The organism is Paenibacillus sp. NPDC057886, from assembly GCF_042796655.1.
Taxonomy (GTDB): Bacteria; Bacillota; Bacilli; order Paenibacillales; family Paenibacillaceae; genus Paenibacillus.
On record NZ_JBHVMZ010000001.1, the window covers coordinates 1,530,760 to 1,550,385 of the forward strand.

Annotated in this window: 13 protein-coding genes; all 13 read left to right on the plus strand. The window is 45.6% G+C overall.

What is annotated here, in order from left to right; all coding sequences use genetic code 11:
- Positions 1 to 16 precede the first annotated feature (16 nt).
- The 13 genes from ACFVQB_RS06750 (at position 17) to ACFVQB_RS06810 (ending at position 19,592) form a co-directional block, all read left to right on the plus strand.
- Positions 17 to 3,532: a DUF4132 domain-containing protein gene (locus tag ACFVQB_RS06750; RefSeq protein ID WP_379435895.1), complete on the plus strand. Its 3,516-nt coding sequence runs from the start codon at positions 17 to 19 to the stop codon at positions 3,530 to 3,532.
- Between the two features lie 4 nt (positions 3,533 to 3,536).
- A complete protein-coding gene (locus ACFVQB_RS06755) occupies positions 3,537 to 5,309 on the plus strand; it encodes a hypothetical protein (RefSeq protein ID WP_379435898.1) in 1,773 nt (590 codons plus the stop codon).
- Positions 5,296 to 5,574 carry a hypothetical protein gene (locus ACFVQB_RS06760; RefSeq protein WP_379435901.1) on the plus strand — a complete coding sequence of 93 codons (279 nt, stop codon included), beginning with the start codon at positions 5,296 to 5,298 and terminating at the stop codon, positions 5,572 to 5,574. The genes ACFVQB_RS06755 and ACFVQB_RS06760 overlap by 14 nt, the downstream gene beginning before the upstream one ends.
- Before the next feature lie 169 nt (positions 5,575 to 5,743).
- Positions 5,744 to 6,286: a sigma-70 family RNA polymerase sigma factor gene (locus ACFVQB_RS06765; RefSeq protein ID WP_379435904.1), complete on the plus strand. Its 543-nt coding sequence runs from the start codon at positions 5,744 to 5,746 to the stop codon at positions 6,284 to 6,286.
- 221 nt (positions 6,287 to 6,507) lie between these two features.
- Positions 6,508 to 7,674, plus strand: coding sequence for a hypothetical protein (locus ACFVQB_RS06770; RefSeq protein ID WP_379435907.1), 1,167 nt, complete (start codon positions 6,508 to 6,510; stop codon positions 7,672 to 7,674).
- 172 nt (positions 7,675 to 7,846) lie between these two features.
- A complete protein-coding gene (locus ACFVQB_RS06775; RefSeq protein WP_379435910.1) occupies positions 7,847 to 10,357 on the plus strand; it encodes a WG repeat-containing protein in 2,511 nt (836 codons plus the stop codon).
- A 234-nt stretch (positions 10,358 to 10,591) separates the two neighbouring features.
- Positions 10,592 to 12,391: an ABC transporter ATP-binding protein gene (locus ACFVQB_RS06780; protein WP_379435922.1), complete on the plus strand. Its 1,800-nt coding sequence runs from the start codon at positions 10,592 to 10,594 to the stop codon at positions 12,389 to 12,391.
- Positions 12,388 to 14,130 carry an ABC transporter ATP-binding protein gene (locus tag ACFVQB_RS06785; protein ID WP_379435925.1) on the plus strand — a complete coding sequence of 581 codons (1,743 nt, stop codon included), beginning with the start codon at positions 12,388 to 12,390 and terminating at the stop codon, positions 14,128 to 14,130. The genes ACFVQB_RS06780 and ACFVQB_RS06785 overlap by 4 nt, the downstream gene beginning before the upstream one ends.
- Before the next feature lie 88 nt (positions 14,131 to 14,218).
- Positions 14,219 to 15,181 carry an ABC transporter substrate-binding protein gene (locus tag ACFVQB_RS06790; protein WP_379435928.1) on the plus strand — a complete coding sequence of 321 codons (963 nt, stop codon included), beginning with the start codon at positions 14,219 to 14,221 and terminating at the stop codon, positions 15,179 to 15,181.
- Between the two features lie 176 nt (positions 15,182 to 15,357).
- Positions 15,358 to 15,774 (plus strand): RDD family protein, encoded by a 417-nt coding sequence (locus tag ACFVQB_RS06795; protein WP_379435931.1) that lies wholly within the window; start codon positions 15,358 to 15,360, stop codon positions 15,772 to 15,774.
- 320 nt (positions 15,775 to 16,094) lie between these two features.
- Positions 16,095 to 17,720, plus strand: coding sequence for a type 2 periplasmic-binding domain-containing protein (locus ACFVQB_RS06800; RefSeq protein ID WP_379435934.1), 1,626 nt, complete (start codon positions 16,095 to 16,097; stop codon positions 17,718 to 17,720).
- A gap of 56 nt (positions 17,721 to 17,776) precedes the next feature.
- Positions 17,777 to 18,700 (plus strand): ABC transporter permease, encoded by a 924-nt coding sequence (locus ACFVQB_RS06805; protein WP_072732961.1) that lies wholly within the window; start codon positions 17,777 to 17,779, stop codon positions 18,698 to 18,700.
- 10 nt (positions 18,701 to 18,710) lie between these two features.
- A complete protein-coding gene (locus ACFVQB_RS06810; protein WP_379435938.1) occupies positions 18,711 to 19,592 on the plus strand; it encodes a carbohydrate ABC transporter permease in 882 nt (293 codons plus the stop codon).
- Positions 19,593 to 19,626: the final 34 nt, after the last annotated feature.

Sequence of the window (19,626 nt, forward strand, 5' to 3'; positions counted from 1 at the left end):
CGAGGAGGAATGTGTAATGTTAACCGCAGACCGCGCAGTAGAAGCTTTGGTGGAGAAGTTTGCAGAGGTGTGTTCCAATGAATATTCGTTGAAAACGGATCGGAGTTCGGAAATCATTGATTTTGTGATGGGAACGACGGACAAGTTTCCTGATATGATTGGAGGTTCCAGTCATTATGCCTATCAGACGATAGAAGTACTCATGAAAATTGCCAAAAAAGATGACGGAGATATCTTTTTTCGAGCGGGAGCCATTGTAATTCATATGGAATCCAATTATTCCAGAAGAAATTCATGGAGAACCGATGGTTTTACGCTCTGCCTTGGAAACGACTCGGAAGCTTATGGACTGAGTGGAAAGAGCAAAAACAATGACCGGATGGGCGGGTTGCTGTCCCGTTTGGAGAAAATCAATCGGTTTGCTGGAGAGAAGGAAATTCTGGATGAATTAAAAAGCAGACTAAAGGGGAATTTCCAGGATGTAATCAATGGAATGATACTCCTTCGACTCTATTCCGATCTCAATGATAGCCCTTCTCATGCTGCCCAGGTGCAACAGTTCACTCAATCTCTGCCAACATTGTTTCAACATGTGATGACCCATGAACCGAGTAAGCTCCAGAACGAATTGCATACATTGATTGAGCCTCTGGTGGTTTGCAATTTTCAAACGAAACATAACAGATCTGCATATGAATTGAATGGTGAATTCCTCCAAGAAAAGCATAGTCGAGTTATAGCTGAGAACTATTCGGATTCTTCTCTTTCCAAAAAGGAACAACTGTCTTACAGTGAGTTCGACAAGACGATGATCCTTTTGAGCAATGCTTTGTTGTATTTAGTTAACATAAGTGGCGGCAAACAACGTTTCCTTGAAGACAAAAGTGAGACCGGTCTTATTTTGCTCGAAGCCATAAACCAATTACATGAGATCTATCCACTTGAAGTTCGGCGCTACTTGTTAAGCATGGATCCAAGAACGAAAAATGCTAATGAGTTGCTGTCAGGGCTGGTGCCCCTAGACGAGCCATATCAGCTAATCGAAATGTTGCGTAATGAGCTCGAAGCGTACACCATACCATGGCAATTTCTGCAATCCGCGATTGTGAATGAGCCGCAGCAAGCGATTCGTGCATACCACATTTTAAAACCCCCATTCCTCAAATTGTGTATTCAAAAAATGCTGGAGGACCATGGAATCGCAGTGCCAGATGTGCATGAAACGGTTGAACAAGCCGTGTTCAGTGCGCTTCGGCATCCGTTAGATGGAGGGAGACAGGGAATTGCCATTGCACGATATTTGAACGGGGAAAGCTTCCTTGAAGAATACTGGGAAGATCCGAATAGTCGTGGGCTGTTTAATAACCTGAATCGTGACAAAAAGCGCGTTCATAACTTGATCAGCATCAGTTTCCTGCCTTTGGATTCGGAGGCGATGCGTCGGTTCGTGATTCTGACCACGTATCCCGAGTGGACACTGGATATCGTTTCTGATATGTATCAATCTTACGCGTTTAGCGGAGAGAAGCTGCTTGAACGTTACAGCCAAGATCCAGAGGTGAAGCAAGAGAAATTGCTGTCCAGCGTGATCGCTCTTAACGGTATGACCGATTACAAGTACAAATCGATGCCACAGGATGAATATCACCGAATTATTCAGCAGAATCTGGACTTTGCTCTGGGACAGTATAAGAAACTGCCTACGGACACGCGCATCTTAATTTTGGAAATTACTTTTGAACAACGTCATGAGCTTTCGACGAAACAAGTAGCCGAAGCGGTTCGTGCGGGGTTGCAGGATTCATCCAAGAAGGCAAATGGCGTAGCGTTATCTGAATTTAATCGAATTCCTGACCAGGACTTATACACGACAATATACCGTTCGGAGAAGAAAACGGGTGTGAAGGAAATGGCTCTGAGCGCCATTCGCAGTTTGGATAACAGCAAGGATATATACCTTGAGCTTCTGAAGGGTGAGAAGTCTGCAGACTGGAAGAACCTGATTCAAATTCTGTTGGATACCGCGGATCAAAGCCCTGAGTATGCTCATGCGGCGCTTGCAGATCAGGCAGATGGCAAAAAGCTGACCAGACTAAGCTGGTTGTCCTTGAACGATCTTCCTTCTCTGATACGTTCAGAGGACAATCAACCATTAGATGATCGAATCAAGCAATATATCTTGGTGCAATCGATAGATCATACCTCTGCGCCGAACGAAAGACTGAATGAACTACGTGAGTATGTAAGCGAGGAATCATTGGCACGGTTTGCGAGCGAGCTGCTCCAGTTATGGATTCAGGAGGGTGCTTCCGCCAAGGAGAAGTGGGTAATGTACCTCTCGGCACTCTTTGGCGACATTCAGGTTGTAAATATATTGGCTCCACAAATTAAGGAATGGACAGAAAACAGCCGAGGCGCCATTGCGGCTGATGCTGTAAAAGTACTGGCCTATCTTAAGGAACCATCCGCTCTCATGGCGATTGACAAGATCAAACGCAGTGTGAAGAACCGCCAGGTTAAGGGTGCGGCTGAAGAAGCATTGCAGCTGGCTGCAGAAAATTTGGGACTCACCTCGGAACAGTTGGAAGATCGACTCGTCACCACACTTGGTTTTGATAAGAATGGAACGATGCAGCTGAGCTACGGGGAGCGTTCATTCCTGATTAAAGTGAATGGAGATCTGCAGGTGGTTGTTGTAAATGAAGAAACGGGTAAATCTGTGAAGAGTTTACCTGCTCCTGCACAGAAAGATGATGCTGAACTTGCAGCACAATCTAAGGCGCGTTTCACACAATTGAAGAAGGATCTCAAAACAATGGTTAACATCCAGGCACAACGTCTGGAAGAATCGTTGTCTAAACAACGGCTGTGGTCTGCTGATGAGTGGACAGCATTGTTTGTACAGAATGTAATCATGCAGAAATTTGCGGTAGGTCTGATATGGGGCACATATGAAGATGGTCAGTTGGCCACCACGTTCCGTTATATGGAGGATGGCACGTTTAATACCGTCGATGAGGATGAATACGAGCTGCCCTCGGGATCTCTAGTGGGATTGATTCATCCACTCGAACTTGACCAAACTACGCTCGAAGGATGGAAAACGCAGTTGGAGGATTATGAGATCAGGCAGCCGTTTGAGCAGCTGAATCGTCAAATTCATGTGCCTGAGGATGAAGACAAAAACAAGGTTGAATATGACCGCTTGCCGGAGTCTGATTTCTCTCCCACTGCATTCCCCAAAACACTGGAGAAATACGGATGGGTCAAAGGTCCGGCGCAAGATGGCGGCTGGTATCATGAATTTTACAAAGAGTATGGAGATCTCGTCGCCGAACTGCGCTTCAGTGGTACGAGTATCACGTATTATGAAGGATTGGAAGATATTACGCTGGAATCGCTGCATTTCTTTAAACCTGGCACCCAAAAACACTATTATTATAGCGATCACAAATCTATTGCTTTGGGCAAAATCGCAGGTCGTGTGTTCAGTGAAACCATCTATGATATTTTAAGAGCGTCAGGACGTTGATCACGTGAGTGGATTTGAACAGAAATTTCGGATATTTTCGAAGCTGTGTACGGAGGATTATTTGATTCGATATGCCAACAAGGGACTATACAAACGTTCCCTAAAAGAGTTGGATAATGGACTGACTGTCCAATATACCTGGAATGAAACCTCTGTGGGTTGCCAGTTGAGTGACGGTATACATTGTACGCTTGAAGATACGCTGGAACATTGGGAGTGTTCGTGTCCGGCAGATAATATTTGCAAACATGTACTGATTTCAATTTTGTATTATCAACGGGAACATCAGACAGAGGATACATTGAATCAGGGTGAAGAAGCGTCCTCAGCAGAGTTGGAACCTGCGTCTGGTAGGGATGATCATGAGGCAGTTCAAATTCAAAATACGCATTCCATGGTAACAGAGTCCCGCTTCCATTGGATGGTTGAATCGAACCTTGCTTCTTTGATTAAATCCTATAGTTCTTCCTTGATTGAGGAAGTTCTGTTCCGATTAAGATATCCAGAGCAGATTGAAGTATTGGAAGATTCTCTTCTAACGGTGCGTCTGGTGAAACAAGAAATTGAGGTTTCGTTTACAGAGGAAGCTAGTCTAACCAAAGCCCTGTGCAAAGTAAAACAAACTGCCGGCAATATGACCAAGCTGGAAGCGTTACTGCGGTATCGGATGCAACAAGGATTGGATGATACGGAAGCCATAGGTGGAAGAGTTCATGATATCAAGTTTTCACTTCAAACGGTGCGGGAATGTCGTTCCATGCTGACAGGTTTGTTAAAGACGGGACTTGCTCGTCTACCGCAATCGTATATGGCTCAATTGGAGACACTGGCCATTGCGGCCCATAGTGGTCATCTTCCTGACGTTGAGCGGAGTTTACGCGGGATTCAGGGAGAACTGCAGCTGTTCTTTAACCGGCATGTACGGTTCTCCATGCAATCGATGCTTGATCGGGTAAGCAAATTGTATCTTGCACTACACGTGCTTGAACAAGAGAAGGTCTCGGCGTTCAAACAAAGTCAGCTCATTGGCAGTTTTCGAAGCAAATACTATGCGGTTTCTGCACTGCATCTGTATGGCTTGGGTGCTGATGCATGGGAGACACGCTCCGGTTACCGTGGAATCACGTATTACTTCTATTGTTTTGATGATGCGGAGATCTATACGTACAGCGATGTGCGGGCGGTATACTATGAAGAGAATCAATTCTCATATACAGAGCATTATGGTTCCTTCACTCCATGGCTGCCCAATCTGACTTTTCGTCAATTTGCAGGGGAAGAAGTACAGTTTCGCTCAGTTAAAGTAAATGAAGAGTATAGGCTCTCCTCCGGGGAAGGTGCAAAACTTACGTTGCTACCCCGAACAGGAGTGGAAGAGGTGAGTCTGGGCAAGCACATGCAAGATGTAGCCTCCGTACTCGCTGAGGATTCACGCTCATTTGAGTTATTTTCCATTCCGAAAGAGCGACTAGCAATGATTAAGGTTGCCAGGGTCGTAGAGCATCGCTTTGATAAGCAATCACAGGACCTTATTCTAACGATGGAGAGTGACAGGGGGGAGACGTTGGATCTGACTCTTCCTTATTCAACGGAATGGGAAACCATGATCAAACGGCTTGAGTCGGGCTATGGAGCAGGGACACTCGAAGACTTCTATGCTTTTGTGCGTATAGAGCAACAACGGATATACCCGATCAGCTTCCTGAAGGGTAAAACGGTAATCAGTCTGAAACTGGATACGGGCTATGGAAGGACGAGGAGATTTGGAAGACTATAATCAGTTGATGCAGAAGATTAGCAGCTGGTCAGAAGAGCTGTTGCTTCGTGGATTGTCCCAATTCACACTGAAAGATATTGAAGTGTTGGAGCAGCTAATTGCGGAAACCTCGAGATTCCAAATGTCTTTTCTTCGTGAAATACTGGAACTCATGATCGAAGAGGGCCGAAAAACTGCTCTGGGGAGCGGTGATGAGGAGCTTATGTTGCTTCATTATTGTCGCCTCACACAGTATGTGCAACTCAGCACTCAAGAATCTTCCTGAATCGATACACACTTAAAGAATTGCAGAAGCGTACGCCTCTGCAATTCTTTTTTTATATTTATTGAGTAAATTGAGTTTTTGGATCGAATCTAATATAGAGTTGCATTTTAATGGAGATATCCGTAGCTTACTAACTCGTATATCACTCTATATGGAAGGGAGGGTAAGCATGAAGGAAGATCAGATCAGGAAAGCAGTTGCAAGGCGTGACCATGGAGCTATGGAATGGGTGATGAACAACTATGCTGGATTGTTATGGAAAATTATTTATTCCATATTACATAATGCCTCAACAGAAGAAATCGAAGAATGCGTAGCAGACACCTTTTTTTCATTTTGGCAAAATCCACTTTCTTTCCAGCCCGAGCGTAGCAGTTTGAAAAATTATCTGGCAACCATTGCGAAGCATAAAGCCATTGATCGTTACCGGAAATGGAATCGCAGAAGTGAGATTTCATATGAGGAGAGCATTCATTTTGTTCAAACTGAGGACACGCTCTCTCAATTGCTCAGTATAGAAAGGTATCAAGAATTGGAACAAGCTATTGAATCGTTTCCTGAACCTGACCGGGAGATTATGAAACGTCGATTTTACGAAGGTCAGAAGCCATTGGAAATTTCAGAAGCCTTGTCTTTGCACATCAGACAGGTCAATAACAAAATTTATCGTTCGAAACAGTGGTTGCGTAAGTGGTGGTTGCAGAAGAAATAGAGGAGGTGATTCCCATATCGAATCCAGGAGATCATTTTACTGAACAGAATCTAACCCATATCAAGAAATTTTTCTATGAAAAAGTGGGCCTTGAGGCAAATTCTCAACGTAATTCACAGAAGAATAGAACACAACTGTACAAAAGAAGAATCCCTAAGTTAATCTATATCCCCATTGCAGTTATCCTGTCTTTAACAATTGTTACAGGTGCAGCAGCGGCTATGGGGGTAATTGATCTTTCATCCATCCTGCAATTTTTGAGTGGAGATCGAATCAACATTCTTCGTCCCGTAAATAAGACCAGTGAAGATCAGGGCATACGCATGCAGACTCTCGGTGCGGTTCGAGACGGCAGCTCAACTGAAATTTATGTAGCCCTCAAGGATTTAACGGAAGATCGGGTCAACGCTTCACTTGATGTATATGATTTTCATGTATCAGGTGGTCGTGCACATAACGCGCAGTTAGTACATTATGATACTGCTGAGAAGACAGCGATTGTCCGATTTCTGGTTCAGGGAAAACGGTTCAGCAATCGAATGAGCGTCCAGATTAGTTCTTTTTTATCAGGTGCAAATAAAGAGGAGAACTATGATTCTGGGCTCAATCTCTCAGAACTCCTGAGTAAGAAGCAGCAGAACGAATATGATACTCTTGATCCACTCAAAGACTGGATTAACGGGTGGGGAGGTGAATCCGCTCTGGAATTAAGTGAACAGGAATTCATTCATGTACTTCGTCAGGATCAAACCCATATCAAGTTGCCTGGGGTCGATTGGATGTATATATCCAATATAGGTTTCGTCGATGGGAAATTGCATATTCAGATTAATCCAGATGACGAGATGGGTAGATACAATCATGGTTACTTTTTCTTCACTGATGATCGAGGGAACAAGCAGGATATCCCCATGAATAGTGTCTCCTACGGCTCTTATATCAAAGGTGGCACTAGATACGGTGGGGATTATGAGGAGTATATTTTTGATATTTCGGATATCAGTCAACTCAACAAGCTCCAGCTGAAAGGTAACTTTACCAGTTATGATCAGTTTGTTACGGGGAAATGGGAAACAAATTTTGATCTGAAACAGGATTCTTTAAGTAAAACTGGAAAAGCAACTCTTACGCTGGATGAGGAAATACGTACAGAGATTGTAATCTCCTCCCTGGGTGTTACGCTCATGGGCAAAGGCGTCAATCAAATAACGCCTGAGAATCTTCATATGGAACTCTATCTCAACGATGGCACGAGCATTCTTCCCAAATCGGGGTTCCTGAACATTGACGACAATTTGATGAAGTGGATATCATCTCAGACAATACCAGTAAATGAAGTGAATTATTTGATGTTGAACGGACAAAGAGTGTTATTGCAAGATCCATAAGGATGGTTACAAATAATAAAATGGGCGGTCTTCACGACTGCTCTTTTTTATAAGATTTTGCTATTCGCTTCAACTTTTCAAAGTTAACGGTTATATTCGCCCAGATGTCATATCCCCACTTATGATGCATACCCATACCATAGGCGAATGCTGTCTTAAGGAGGAAACAGGCATGTCTATGAGCGAACCTCTGTTAACGCAAATTGTCAATCAACATATCCCGGCTGACGCGACTGTCGTCACCATTGATAAACCGGTCCAACATCCGGCCATTTATGCTTCAGATTTAACCGGAGACGGAATGCCGGAGATTGCTGCTGTATATCAGCGGGGCGGAGAATTAATACTGCTTGTTCTGAAATTTTACCAGGGTCACTGGATCAAGATGTCTTTGACCAAAGGCTTGGGTTATGGCGTTACCTTGCTGACAGCGGCATCTGTGACATCCACGGCGCGGAACAATCTCATTGTCGGCTGGCAGATCGGTGCGATCTGGTCGAAGCTTGCTGTGTACGATTGGACAGAATCAGGACTGACAGATCTCGCGCCAGAAGATTTGTATTACAGCCATGCGGAAATCATCGATATGCCGGGTCACCACGGCAGAGATGGCAAAGTAGAGATTGCACTCTGGATTCATGATACAGGTGAAGCTTATCGGGTCGAGATCATCCGCTGGCAGAATGGTAAATGGGTCCCCGCAACAGATGTATATCCGTATTACTTCCCTAAAGTCGTACAGTATTACGAGCAATTGGCAGAACGACATCCAGACTACACGTTCTATTGGTACTATCTTGCGGATGCTCAATATAAAGCTGGGCTATTTCCTGCCGCACTCGTTTCTGTCCAAAAAACGCTAAGTTTCAGTAATCCGTACCCTTCCCGGGAAGTTTTGCTTGAGCTGGAAAAGAAGATTAGGCAAGCCATGGGCACAGAGGGGCCGCCTGAAACGACGTGGTTATTTCCGATATCGGTCAGAACAACGACTGGAACCCGGTGGGGTTATATGGACGCCCAAGGTCGTATTCGACTTGAACCAATACTTGACGACGCCCAAGACTTTCAACGAAATGTCCTGGCTGTCGTGGTAAAAGACGGGAAGGCTGGCATCATCAATCTTAACGGGCAATTTGTCGTTCAACCTGTATACGATTCCATTAATTCTTTTGCAGAAGGTCGGGCCATTGTCATTGATTCCCAAGGGTTCAAGATGATTGATGAACAAGGCGCAGTATTGACCAAACGGGCATATCCGTTTATTGCCGATGTGAAGGACGGTCGAGCGTTGTTTTACCTTTCAGACAGCAGTCAGGCAGGCGGGGAAGTCAGTCGTTACGGTTACTTGGATACCGCTGGAAATGAGGTCATTCGGGCGCAGTTCGCTTCAGCGAACGATTTTCAGGATGGCAAGGCCGTTGTGCAGATCAAGGAAAATGAATATGCGTTAATCAATCGAAATGGTCAGCGGCTGGCGACGTATCCATATGCCTATGTAGGACCTCTAGGTGACGGATTACTTCCTTTTCAGAAAGAGGCATCGGGGAAATACGGTTATATCGACGAAAGTGGTCATATCCGAATTCAGCCGAGCTTCACTTCGGCATTTCCGTTCAGTGGTGGGTACGCTATTGTAAATACAGCGGAGGATTACAACTCCATCTATGGCGTTATTAACACACAGGGCACATTTACCATCCAACCCGCCTATAATGACATTCGAGATCTGGGAGAACATCGGCTAGCCCTGGGGCAAGCGATTGACCCCAAACAGTCTTTCCTAGGTTCGGTCTATGCAATTGCAGATGTCACTGGTAGAAAACTTTCGGATTTTGTATATACGGATATATCGAATTATAAGGGAGGCCTTGCCTCAGCCACGAATGGAACACAAACGTTCTTTCTGGATCTAAATGGGCGACCTGCATCGGGATACCCCCGTGTTGAAGGCTCGGGCACACTCGAATTGGTAGCTCCCGATCTGATCAAGGCGTATGTGGACCAGCGCGTATCCTATGTAAACCGAACCGGGCAGATCATATGGCGGCAAAATACAATCGTTCCGCTTCACCCGCCATATCGTGTACGGGAAGAGAAATATAAGCCAAACCCCGATTATCTCGTGTATTATCCGCAGGTGGAAGGGTTAACCGATCAAGCCGTTCAGCTTGCAGTAAACGCCAAGTTAAAGGCACTTTCCCAAGTGAAGCCAATCCCTGCGGATCAGAAGCTGGGTTACACATATACAGGGGATTTTGATATTACGTTCTATCAGCAGCAATTGCTTCAACTCAAACTCACGGGTTATAACTACCCGGCTGGTGCAGCACATGGCATGCCAACGATGATCTATGCGATTATTAATCTGAGCAGCGGCCAGATGTATGAACTCAAGGATTTGTTTAAACCGAACAGTGATTATGTAAAGGTTCTCAGCAAAATTGTAGGTGATCAGATCAAGACTGATCCGCAGTACTCTTATGTTTTTCCGGACACGTATGAGGGAATCAGCCCGGATCAGCCGTTTTTTGTCACAGCGGATGCACTGCATCTATACTTTAGCCCTTATGAAATTGCTCCTTATGTCGCGGGATTTCCGACATTTACAATTCCTTTTGCCCAGATCAAGGATATCATTAATACAGAGGGTTCATTCTGGAAAGCTTTTCACGAGCAGCCGTAACCAATCCATGTCACCCCAGTGCAGAGAGGCCATATGTCCAATATATGGTCTCTTTTCTTTTGTTCTCGTGAATTATCAGATGAAATAAAACAGAATGATGCCATTTATTATCCGTATAGAGGTATTTTTGCTCCGTTTTGAGGTAGTAGCCGATCGATGTGCTGTGAGATATTAATTGGGCGTATATAACACTGCGCTATATTGAGAATGATTATTAATGTCAGGAGGAGCGGGATGAACACCACATCTGAAGTATCCGGTTTAATGGAAGTAACCAAGGAGCGGAAAGGTTTGCTGATTACAGCAAGTATCTTCTCGATTTTATCGAGTCTGCTGCAAATGGTTCCATTTATCGGAGTGTATAAAATCGTCGAAGAACTGTTAATCCATGCTCGGGAGCCATCTGCCCTGGACAGGGATTTGCTGATGTATTGGGGATTAGCCTCTTTTGGAGCGCTGATCGTCGGACTTATTGCACTCTATATTGGAGGAATGTGCTCACATATCGCTGCGTTCAACATCCTGTACCAGCTCAGGGTAAAGCTTGCTGACCATGTGGCAAAAGTGCCAATGGGGTATCACACCCGAACAGCGACAGGTGAGCTGAAAAAAATCATTGAAGTCAGCGTTGAGAAAATAGAGAAGTTCATCGCGCATCAGCTTCCCGATCTGGTAAGTGCAATAGTCATTCCGCTGGTGCTGCTTAGCTATTTGTTCTGGCTTGATTACCGTATGGCACTGGTTTTGCTAGTTCCCATGATTATCGGGTTCTGGCTGCAAAGCAGCATCTTCCGAAGTGAACGTGGGCGTCAGGCATATCGTGATTTTCAGCATGCAATTGAAGAGATGAACGCCACGGGGGTTGAGTACGTAAGAGGGATGCCGGCGGTAAAAGTATTCGGTATTACAGCGGACTCGTTTCTCACGTTTAGACAGGCGGTGACACGCTACCGGGATATTTCGTTGAGAATAACCGATTTATGTAAGACGTCGTATGGCATGTTTTTCATCATTATTATTTCGCTGGTTACCTTTATTGTTCCGATCGGCATTTTACTTTCCAGCGGAAACGCAGGCAATCAGTCTTTCGCGATCACCTTTATTCTGTTTCTGATCATTACACCAAGTTTGTCCGTGCCACTACTGAAGCTGATGTATCTGGGCAGTGGCATGCGTGAGATCGTGGAAGGTCAGAATCGGATCAAGGCTGTATTTGCCGAGCCGGTTGTGCAGGAACCTCTTACCCCGCGAGTGCCCGATACATATGAAGTGGTTTTCCGGCAGGTATCCTTTGCTTATGAACAAAAGGATAGCGAAGCGTTCAAACCTGTACTTCAAGAAGTTGATTTTGTAGCTAAAGCAGGAGAAATGACCGCATTGGTTGGACCTTCGGGTGGCGGGAAATCCACCATTGCCAATCTGCTTTTGCGTTTCTGGGACGTACAGCAAGGCGAAATTACGATTGGCGGGGTTCCCATTCAGGAAATGGGGACAGAGAAACTGATGGAGACGGTTTCGTTTGTATTCCAGGACGTACATCTGTTCTACGATACGATTGAGGAAAATATCCGCATGGGCAATACAGCCGCGTCCCGGGATGATGTCATTGCTGCGGCTCGAACAGCTTGTTGTCATGAGTTTATTGAGAAGCTGGATGAGGGATATGACACCAAGATTGGAGAAGGCGGTACGTACCTGTCTGGCGGGGAAGCCCAACGGATTGCGATTGCAAGAGCGTTACTCAAGGATGCTCCTATTCTTGTACTGGATGAAGCGACAGCTTATGCGGATGCAGAAAATGAACATAAGATCCAGCAAGGTCTGGCCCAACTGGTTCAAGGTAAAACGGTCCTGATTATTGCTCATCGTCTAACAACGATTCGGGCAGCTGAACAGATCCTGGTCATTCGCCAGGGTACCATTGTTGAGCGAGGTACACATGATCAATTACGTGAGGCAGACGGTTTGTATGAGAAGATGTGGCAGGTCCATATTCATGCAGCTTCCTGGAAGCTTGGAGGTGCGAAGCAATGAGGAACTATTTATACAACATATCGGGTGGTAACCCCCGCAGTCTGCTTCCCTCCATCATTGCCGCCATTCTGGACGGGATTGCCAAGATCGTTCCGGCTGCGCTGCTCGTTGATATTTTCAATACGATATACAAATCCTTCGCTGAACCGGAAAAGGGACTGGATATCCAGCGAATGTGGATGGTGTGCTGCATTCTGTTTGCATGGCTGTTGGTGGAATATGCATCTTACTCTTCTCTCTATGATAAAACCTATCGGGCAGCATACAGCCTCGCCGCAACGGGACGCTTGAAGCTGGCTGAACATATTCGTCATCTATCATTGGGTTTCTTCGGCAAAAGGGACCCGGGGGATCTGACCAATCTGATTCTGAGTGATTATGGACAGGTGGAGCATACGATTTCTCACAATCTGTCACAGCTCATCAGCGCAATAGTGCTGCCGGTGTTGGCTTTTGCTGGACTGCTGTTTATAGATTGGCGAATGGCAGTTGCGATGTTCGTCGCTGTTCCACTTGGTGTGGCCTTGTTATGGGTGACAGACTCTATTCAGGCTCGCTTAAGCGAGAACCATGTGAGAGCCAAGAACGAAGCAGCCAGTCGGCTGCAAGAGTATTTAACCGGTATTCGTGAGATCAAAGCCCACAATATGGGCGGAGAACGATTTGAACGACTGCGTCGTTCTTTTGACGAGTTGAAGTCGGCATCCATTCGGTTGGAAGGCATTATGGGACCGATGATTATGGGGGCGATGCTGCTTGCGAGGTCCGGCATGACGTGGATGATTTTGGCGGGGAGTTATTTGCTTGCTGGCGGGGAATTGACATTGCCAATATTTCTGCTGTTTTTGCTGGTCGGTACGAAGGTGTTTGAACCTCTGACCGTTGCGCTGATGAGTTATGGCGAGATGCGGTACTCCGCATATAGTGCACGGCGCATTATGGAAGTGCAGCAGGAGGCACACATGACAGGTACAGGCAGCGTACAACCTAATCAGGCCATTTCGTTTAACCGTGTGACCTTTGGTTATGATGATGAGCTGCCTGTACTGAAGGATTTGTCGTTTACTATTGCTCCGCACACGATTACTGCTCTTGTAGGGCCATCTGGCAGTGGTAAAAGTACAGTTACCCGTCTCATTGCGCGTTTCTGGGATGTCCAGTCAGGTTCCATTACGATTGGCGGGCAACCGATTAGCGGCATGGACCCGGAAAAACTGTTGGACGATATCTCTGTTGTCTTCCAGGACGTCTATCTGTTCCAGGATACGATCGGTAACAACATACGTGTAGGGCAGAAAGAGGCTACCCAGGCAGAGATTGAAGAAGCAGCACGACGGGCTTGCTGTCATGAGTTTATCGCAAGTCTGCCTCAAGGATATGACACACTTGTGGGAGAAGGAGGCTCGACGTTATCAGGTGGGGAGAAGCAGCGTATATCGATTGCACGTGCGTTATTGAAAAATGCATCCATCGTATTGCTGGATGAAGCTACGGCCTCACTCGATCCGGAAAATGAAGCCGCTGTACAACAAGCAATTAATGAACTGGTTGCAAACAAAACGGTAATTTTGATCGCCCATCGTTTGAAAACGATCCAAAATGCGGATCAGATCCTTGTTCTGGATCAGAGCCAGCTTGTGGAACAAGGAACGCATGAGCAATTATTGCTAGGCTCGGGCATCTATTCGCGTCTGTGGCAATTACAGCATGATGCTGAGGGATGGCAGGTAAAGGTATAGCGAATGCACGCAGTCGTCCAGTGTAAAATCATTCATTTAACGTAAATAAACGAGATAGATGAATTGACTCAAAAGGAGAATAGTTCAAATGTTAAAACGAATTCATATATGGATTGCATTATGCTCCATGCTGCTGCTTGCGGCTTGCGGAACTGAACAGACAAGCAATCAGGAGGTTAGTTCGTCAGAGGGAACGACGCAAGCGACAACGAAAGTCATCACCAATCCAAATGGAGAAGAAGTCACAATCCCCCTTAATCCGAAGCGGATTGTGGATCTGTCCGGCTCAACTGAGGAATTACTGATCGTTGGTAAAACCCCTGTCGCAACGACCAGCGCCGATTATGGGCAGCAGGATCAAATTACTCCAACCCTTAAAAACAAGTTGGATGCAAATACCGTGGTTCTGGGGTGGCTCGGCAGCAAATTCAGTATAGAAGCGGTGACCGCATCGAACCCGGATCTGATTATTCTGGGAAAGGATTTTAATACAGATCAGTATGAAACCTTATCCTTGATTGCGCCGACAATTGTATTGCCATACTCGTATTATGATTGGAGAGAACGTCTGACGTTCCTGGCAGATACATTCGGAGAAGAAACCAAAAAGGATGAGTTCCTGGCTAAATATGATGCGAAGTCGGCTGAGTGGAAGCAAAAACTCGAATCGGCTGTGAACGGTGAATCTTTCGCGGTCATTGAAACCTACCCTAACAATCTGGTGATCTATTCGAATAAAGGTGCGGCCGAGATGTTGTACGGCGAGTGGGGCCTAAAACGCACAGAAGGTATTCCTGAGCCAGAAGGCTGGGGAGGCAAACAGATCAGTATAGAGGCGCTGGTCTCCGTCAATCCGGACCATCTGGTGCTGATGGAGAATAGCGAGAACAAGATGGAAGACAGCAAGGTGTGGAATAACATGAATGCCGTCAAGGATGGGAAGATCTATAAAATCTCCAGTGTAGATAACTACAATTATTCTTATACGGCTATGGGACGGATGGAGCTTATGGATCGTTTGGGTAACATGATTTTGGAAGGGCAGAAGTAACGCTGAACAGAAATGTAACGAAAGATTAAAAGTTAAACGGTTCGCTATGGATAGGCTTCTCAACAAAAGTTGAGAGGCCTTTCTTGATTCCTTGAACAGGATGATTAAGAACATAATGGAATATTTTTCCGTTATACTACATGGATATGTGCATACATACATTCAACTAAATCCATATGAAAGGAGGCATTCATTTGAGAGAAGCAGGTTTTTGGGTCAGATTTGGAGCAGGCTTGTTGGATGGGCTTATCGTTTCATTGCCATTAGCTATTATTGTAGGTGTACTGACAGGAAATTTTGATCGTGACGAGCCTTTAGCTAAACTACTGGGTGGATTATATTCCATTTTATTACCTGTATTATGGAGTGGACGAACGATAGGAAAGCGTATTTGCGGAATTCGAATTCGAAAATACGGTACACATGAGCCCCCGGGAATTGGAACCATGCTCATGCGAGTTGTTGTTGCAGGACTGGTATATGGAATCACATTTGGCATTGGTTTCATTATAAGTGTTTTCATGGTGGCGATACGTGAAGACAAACGTGCAATACATGATTTTATCGCAGGTACCGAAGTTGTCTGGGACTAAAAATGAGAAAGCGAGCCCGGGCGTAATATATTCGTTATATTCCAATCCACTCATATTCACCCACGTTACAGACTATGAACAGTGTTCATGGTCTGTTTTTTTGTGCTGTCATAAGTACAGTCACAAACCCGCGCCAACACTGCAAATTCAAGGCATTGCAGATGATTATATAGAGAATTCGTCTATCGTTTTGGCTAAATGATCATTTGGTTCTGACGAAATCAACATGCCATTTCATCTTTTGCGAATATCGCTGCAATGCGCTCTCCCTTACTCTGAGGTAGAGCACAGACATTCCCAAAGGGTGGAGGATAAGGTCCATGAGAAGAAAAGTGTTATCTACGAGTTTGATGATCCTGTTATTAGGTACGACGATCCTGGGGTGTTCGTCCGGAGACAGTAAAACGGGCGAAGCTGATAAAGGCACGCCAAGCGGATCAACGGAAGCAACAACCTATCCGATTCAAACGGATAAGACGCTTTCGTACTGGGGTGAAATTAACGGAAACCTGATCGGGGTCAAAAATTCGCACAGCGAAATTCCATTCTTTCAAAAATGGCAGGAAAAAACCGGCGTGCCACTCAAATTCACGGCACCACCGACCGGTCAGGTCAGAGAATCCTTTAACGTGATGCTGGCATCCGGGGATTTGCCAGACATGCTGGAGTACAATTTCATCGGAGATTTCCCCGGTGGACCAGAGAAAGCCATCAATGATGGTTACATCCTCAAGCTGAACGATCTGATTGACCAATATGCTCCTAATCTGAAGAAATACCTGCAGGAGAATCCGGACATCGATAAGATGGTCAAAACGGACAGTGGCAGCTACTATGTATTCCCGTTCGTTCGGGGAGATGAGTATCTGCGTGTCTTCCAAGGACCCATCATTCGTCAGGATTGGCTGGATGAGCTGGGACTGCCGGTTCCGGAGACGATTGATGAGTGGACAATAACTCTAAGAGCTTTCAAAGAGAAAAAAGGCGCTGCTGCTCCATTCTCTGTTGTAAGTAAGCCACGATTCTTTAACGATTCCGGTAATGGTGCTTTCTTGGGGGCCTTCGGTGTAAACCGCGGATTCTATCAGGAAGACGGACAGGTCAAATTTGGTCCCGCGGAAGAAGGTTTCAAAGAATACTTGACGTTATTCCAGGAATGGTACAAAGAAGGTTTGATTGATAAAAACATCTCGACAGCGGATACCAAATCCGTTGACGGTAACCTCGCTTCTGGTGCTACTGGCGCTAGTGTCGGTAACGCAGGCGGAGGTATCGGCAAATGGCAGCCGCTCGTAGAAGCAAATGATCGGGATGCCGTTCTGGTCGCTGCACCATATCCGGTGCTTAATAAAGGTGATATTCCTAAATTCGGCCAGCTTAATCAGGGTTATGCCTCTGAAGGCACTGTTGCCATCACGACGGCAGCCAAGGACCCGGAACTTGCCGTTCGCATGCTGGATTATGGCTATAGTGAGGAAGGGCACATGTTCTTCAACTTCGGTGAAGAGGGTGTCAGCTATAACATGGAAGGCGATTATCCGAAATTCACGGATTTGCTGTTGAAGAATCCGGACAAACTCGCTCCTGCACAAGCAATTTCACTATATGCCCGCAGCAGCTATAACGGTCCATTCGTTCAAGACAAACGTTATGCCGAGCAGTTCTTTGCATTACAGACTCAGCGCGATGCCATTGATGTATGGAAGAATACACAGGCTGGCAAATATAATCTGCCTTCAATCACACCTACACCTGAAGAGAGCTCCGAATACGCGACCATCATGAATGATATCAACACGCTCGTCGATGAGATGACCATCAAGATCATTCTGGGCAACGAACCGGTGGATCAATTCGAGAGCTATGTCGCGAAAATGAAATCGTTACATCTGGATCGAGCTATTGAAATCCAAACAGCAGCACTCGAACGCTACAACAACCGGTAATTGTAAAAGGGGAGGGCTCTAGCCCTCCCGATTGAAAAGAGGTGAAAAGGTACATCATGAGCAATCGTCAATCCTTTAGAAGCCGCTTCGTGCGGGACTTCATGATGAACAAGTATCTATACATCATGATGATTCCCGTTATTGGATATTATTTAATATTTCATTACGGTCCGATGTACGGCGCAATTATTGCCTTTAAAGATTATTCTCCGATGAAGGGTATTTTGGGGAGTGATTGGGTTGGGCTAAAACACTTTGAAGAGTTTTTCAACAGTTATTATTTCTTGCGTGTTCTGAAAAACACCCTTCTTATCAGTTTGTACACGCTGGTCTTTGAATTCCCCGCACCGATTATTCTGGCGCTGCTCATCAATGAAGTACGCAAGCGCACGTTCAAGCGGGTTGTTCAGACGATAACGTATATGCCTTATTTCATCTCTCTCGTCGTCATATGCGGTATTATTACGGACTTCACAAACGCGGATGGTTTAATCAACCGCCTTATCATGATGCTTGGATATGACGGTCAGGCGATGCTGCAAAAGCCGGAGCTGTTCCGTCCGATCTATGTCCTGTCTGAAATATGGCAGCGGATCGGTTGGGAATCCATTATCTATATCGCTGCGTTGATGAGCATCGACCTGGAGCAATATGAAGCGGCGAAGATAGACGGAGCGAGCCGTCTCAAGCAAATGTTTCACATTACGCTACCCGGATTGCTGCCTATTATTACGATCATGTTCATTCTCCGGATGGGTAATATGCTGAATGTCGGGTTCGAGAAAATCATTCTTCTTTATAATCCGGTGACCTATGAAACGGCTGACGTAATCTCCTCCTTCGTATATCGAAAGGGATTGTTGGAGTTCGGATGGAGTTACAGCTCGGCAGTCGGTCTATTTAACTCGGTGATCAATCTCGTTCTTCTGATTTCGGCGAACTATATCAGCCGCAGAGTGAGTCAAAACAGCTTATGGTGAGGTGGTAACTTTGATTAAGGAAAGCGGTTGGTTTGACCGAATCTTTACGATCTTCAATTATACATTTCTAATCCTGCTTGTCATCGTCACATTGTATCCGCTGCTCTACGTGTTATTTGCGTCCTTAAGTGATTCGGCGCAGCTGTTAGCAAACAAGGGTCTCCTGTGGAAGCCGGTCGGGTTCAGTCTGGAAGCTTATAAGAGCGTACTCGCCAATCCAGGTATAGCCACAGGTTTCCGCAATACATTGTTTATTCTTGTGTTCGGCGTCATCGTCAACCTGTTCATGACTGCGCTTGGTGCGTATGTGCTATCCCGTAAAAATGTGATGTGGAACAAGGTGTTCATGTTCTTTATCGTGTTCACGATGTTCTTTGGCGGCGGGTTGATTCCACTGTACCTGGTCGTAAAAGGCGTTGGCCTGTTAGATACATTGTGGTCGACCATTCTGCCTTTTGCCATCAGCACGTTTAACCTGATCATCATGCGAACGTCATTTATGGGCATCCCGGACAGCCTGGAAGAGTCGGCCAAAATTGATGGAGCGAATCACTTCACCATTTTGTTCCGTATTATTATTCCGTTGTCCATGCCAGTCATTGCCGTGATGATTCTGTATTACGCAGTTGATAAGTGGAACGGGTGGTTCTATGCGTCTGTATTTATCAAAAGTCGAGAACTGTTCCCATTGCAATTGGTGCTGCGTGAGATTCTGATCGCCAATTCTACAGAGAGCATGTCGGCAGGTGCATCGGCTGGGGATCGCTTCCAGATCGGGGAAACCATCAAGTATGCGACGATTATGGTAGCGACGATACCAATCCTGAGCATCTATCCGTTCTTGCAGCGCTTTTTCGTGAAAGGTGTCATGGTTGGTTCATTGAAAGGTTAAATCAGAGAATTGAAGAACGGTAAGGAGGTATGAG